The organism is Acinetobacter sp. UBA2063 (genome assembly GCF_002333245.1).
In the GTDB taxonomy this organism is placed as follows: domain Bacteria; phylum Pseudomonadota; class Gammaproteobacteria; order Pseudomonadales; family Moraxellaceae; genus Acinetobacter; species Acinetobacter parvus.
Map to the genome: position 1 here is coordinate 3050 of NZ_DDAH01000228.1, position 3420 is coordinate 6469.

The following is a 3420-nucleotide window of genomic DNA, read 5'->3' on the forward strand; positions in this document are numbered from 1 at the left end:
AATCGCGTATCGCCCATCATCATTCAAAGCTCAGAGCGTTACGATGTTTCGCCACTTTTAATTGCGGCGATTATTCGACAGGAATCCAACTACAACAGTGCCGCACGCTCACCGACGGGCGCGGTGGGACTGACCCAAATCATTCCAAGTCATTGGCGTCAGGCCTGTCCTGGCAATCTTTATGATGAAAGTGTCAATATTAACTGTGGCACCCAAGTCCTTGCGACCTACTATAAATCTGCGGGAAGCTGGTCAAAAGCCGTTGCCTATTACAATGTTGGACCAACAGGTTATCAACGCAGTTTCTGGACACGACACAAAGGCAAGAAATATGCAAGATCGGTGAAGCGACATGAAAAGGCTTTAAAGAAAGCACTTTAAATTGGGCAATAAAAAAACCATGCGCTAAAGGCATGGTTTTTTTATATTCAACGACTGATTAAGCCTCGTCAAACAAGCCCTCAAATAACACTGAAGATAGATAACGCTCACCACTGTCAGGTAAAATCACCACAATGGTTTTCCCTGCATTTTCTGGACGTTCAGCAATCTGGGCCGCTGCCGCCAATGCCGCACCACTTGAAATACCCACTAAAATTCCTTCTTGCGTTGCACACTTTCTTGCCCAGTCAATCGCATCCGCACTGTTCACTGGCAGGACTTCATCAACCAGGTCCAAATCCAGGTTTTTAGGAATAAAGTTGGCACCAATCCCCTGAATTTTATGCGGTGCAGGTGTAATGCTCTCACCATTTTTAGTTTGGGTAATAATTGGTGATTCAGCTGGTTCAACTGCCACTGAATACAATGGCTTATTCTGCACTTGCTCAAAATAACGTGAAATCCCTGTAATGGTGCCGCCAGTTCCCACACCCGCCACTAAAATGTCAACATTACCCCCTGTGGCATTCCAGATTTCAGGACCTGTAGTATCTGTATGAATCTGTGGATTGGCTGGATTTTCAAATTGTTGTGGTAGGAAATAAAGCTCAGGGTTTTCAGTGGCTAAGCGTACCGCCTCATCCACCGCACCTTTCATGCCTTTGGCTGGTTCAGTCAGTACAAGGTTCGCACCCAAGGCTTTCAGCACCTTACGACGTTCCAGACTCATACTTGCAGGCATAGTCAGGGTAATGGGATAACCTTTTGCCGCCGCCACAAATGCTAGAGCAATCCCTGTATTACCGCTAGTCGGTTCAACAATATGCATACCAGTTTTAAGTACACCACGTTTTTCCGCATCTGCAATCATGGCTGCACCAATACGGCATTTTATTGAAAATGCAGGATTACGGCTTTCAACTTTTGCCAATACTGTAGCATCTGATTTAATCAAGCGATTGATACGAACTAAAGGTGTATTACCAATGGCTTCGGCATTATTTGAATAAACTGCGATACCTAGGTTGGCAGGCGTTGGAAATTGTTGATCGGTTGTCATGAATGATCCTTTATATCTTATCGTCTTTAAAAAGATTATACGCAGTTTAACCTTATCATCAAAAATTGATATTTAACGATTTGTGATGCTGATTTATAACAAAACTTTCAAGTCTAGACTTCCCGACTCTTTTTGTATTATTGCCTGTTCTGGCTTTTAACCACATCTCTGCATTAAGCCAATTCCTCATGGACAATGCCCTGATCAGTATCACCCAGCAGAATTGCAACCCGTTCAGAATGTACACCAAATGCTCCAGCCAACGCTGGGTAGCGAGCAATTCCAGAGCATAGGTTGCAGAAACATTTTGATGGGTGGAATCCTCGATAATCTTTTGCCTTACAGACTCTTGTCTCTCTTTCATTTCATTCACTATCAAGCTCAATTCATCCACTAAAGATTTAGGTATTTTTACAAATGATTCCTGCAATAAATAAGGAATATACTGCCACCAACGCCAGGGTCTGTTCCAGATTAATGGTCTGGGTAGACAATGCCGCAAGAGTTGTGGTCATTGCCGCACTGGATGACTGGAGTACAATCGTCATGAGAATACCGACCAACACCAGAAACAAACGCATCAACAGCGTCGGTTCCGCCCAGCGCGAGAGGTCAATCAGTTCCGCAACGCCACTCATGGCATCCTGCAAAAGCTGGATACCAAAAAACAATAAACCAAAACCTGCCAGGGTCAGTCCAATAAATCCAACTCTTTCTTTTCCCAATAATTTTAGCAAGGCGCCGATACCAATCAGTGGTAAGGCAAAACTTGAAATCGAAAACTTTAAACCAAGTAGTGCTATAGCAAACCACACTATATAAGCTACATTGATTTAAAACCAAGCATTAGGACATCATAATTTTCAATTTCTTCACCTTTGTGAAAAGTCGCGTTATCTAAAATGATAATACGGTCTTTCATCGGTTTTGACTTCCCAAATGATTATCCGAATGAAGTTAACCAACTTTCAAATACACTACGATTACAACAGCTTTCAAATAGTATAGGCATGATAAATTTAGTTTTTTCTGCCAAGGATATAGCACCAATAAAGCTCATAGGTCTGGAAGATAGACCTGAACGGGTTGCATGACATCTTGTACCTTTCTTTGACCATCCCATTTGTGCAACTTCATTGCAACTCATGCCAGCTTCATCCATATAATAGATATCTGATGGATCAACTCGTTTGAGTATTTCTAAAAGATGCCATTGGTAAGCAATCTTTTGTTCTAATTGACTTTCTTTGTAGGTAAAACTCTTTTTTTATATATCCAGCCAATTTTATGCAAAGCAGTCAATAAAGTTCGATAGCTAATCTCATAAGTGAATTGTTTAGCAAATAAAGGGAGGAGTTCTTTTGCCTGTGAAAACTCAGGTGTTTCTACAAATAGCTGAAATGCCTGCATATCTTTAATCTTGCTTTGCCGCCCAGAGTTTATGATTTTGGGTTGCTTAAGTTGCCCTGTCTGTTGTTCCAGCTTGATCCAGTCGTCCAGGGTAGTTCTTGCGATATTGAATAAATGACAAGTTTGCGATTTATGGTGAGTATCATGATAATGTTTCAATGACTTTTTCACGTAAATCTACAGAATATATTTTAGGTATGAGTGAAGTCTCAAATAAATCCAAGTGTAGCTTATATTTTGCTAATTGCTATAGCTGTATTCTTATCCTATTAAGCAATAAAAAACCTCCCAACATTGGTTGGGAGGTTTTGAAATTAAAAGCTGGCGATGACTTACTCTCACATGGCAAACGCCACACTACCATCAGCGCGAAGAGGTTTCACTTCTGAGTTCGGGAAGGGATCAGGTGGTTCACTCTTGCTATTGTCGCCAGCAAACTGTTGTGGTGTTTTGGGGTCTTATTGATCATGTTGTGTTTTCACTTCATGTCTGCCTTACTTACGAACCAAAGAGTTATTAACGGATTAGATATTGAGTCTAACTTTGTGTTCAGCATTTTAACTAGTTTT

At 41.3% G+C, this 3420-nt stretch carries 4 protein-coding genes, 1 rRNA gene and 1 pseudogene; 1 reads left to right on the forward strand and 5 read right to left on the reverse strand.

The window, feature by feature from the left end:
* On the forward strand, positions 1-381 hold a 381-nt coding region (locus tag B4H32_RS10725; protein ID WP_286803023.1), incomplete at its 5' end, for a lytic transglycosylase domain-containing protein.
* Positions 382-439: 58 nt separating this feature from the next.
* On the opposite strand, the gene cysK is transcribed toward B4H32_RS10725, so the two are convergent.
* From cysK to rrf, 5 genes and pseudogenes are all read right to left on the reverse strand, one after another.
* Entirely contained in the window at positions 440-1441 is a 1002-nt protein-coding gene (gene cysK, locus B4H32_RS10730; RefSeq protein WP_004680804.1) for a cysteine synthase A, read from the reverse strand.
* 449 nt (positions 1442-1890) lie between these two features.
* A pseudogene (locus B4H32_RS12870) lies at positions 1891-2244 on the reverse strand (hypothetical protein); the annotation flags it as partial.
* A gap of 140 nt (positions 2245-2384) precedes the next feature.
* Positions 2385-2603 carry a hypothetical protein gene (locus B4H32_RS12875; RefSeq protein ID WP_141629352.1) on the reverse strand — a complete coding sequence of 73 codons (219 nt, stop codon included), beginning with the start codon at positions 2601-2603 and terminating at the stop codon, positions 2385-2387.
* A 71-nt stretch (positions 2604-2674) separates the two neighbouring features.
* Positions 2675-3010 (reverse strand): helix-turn-helix domain-containing protein, encoded by a 336-nt coding sequence (locus tag B4H32_RS10740; protein ID WP_228127545.1) that lies wholly within the window; start codon positions 3008-3010, stop codon positions 2675-2677.
* Between the two features lie 160 nt (positions 3011-3170).
* A 5S ribosomal RNA gene (rrf, locus tag B4H32_RS10745) occupies positions 3171-3285 on the reverse strand.
* Between the last annotated feature and the right edge of the window lie 135 nt (positions 3286-3420).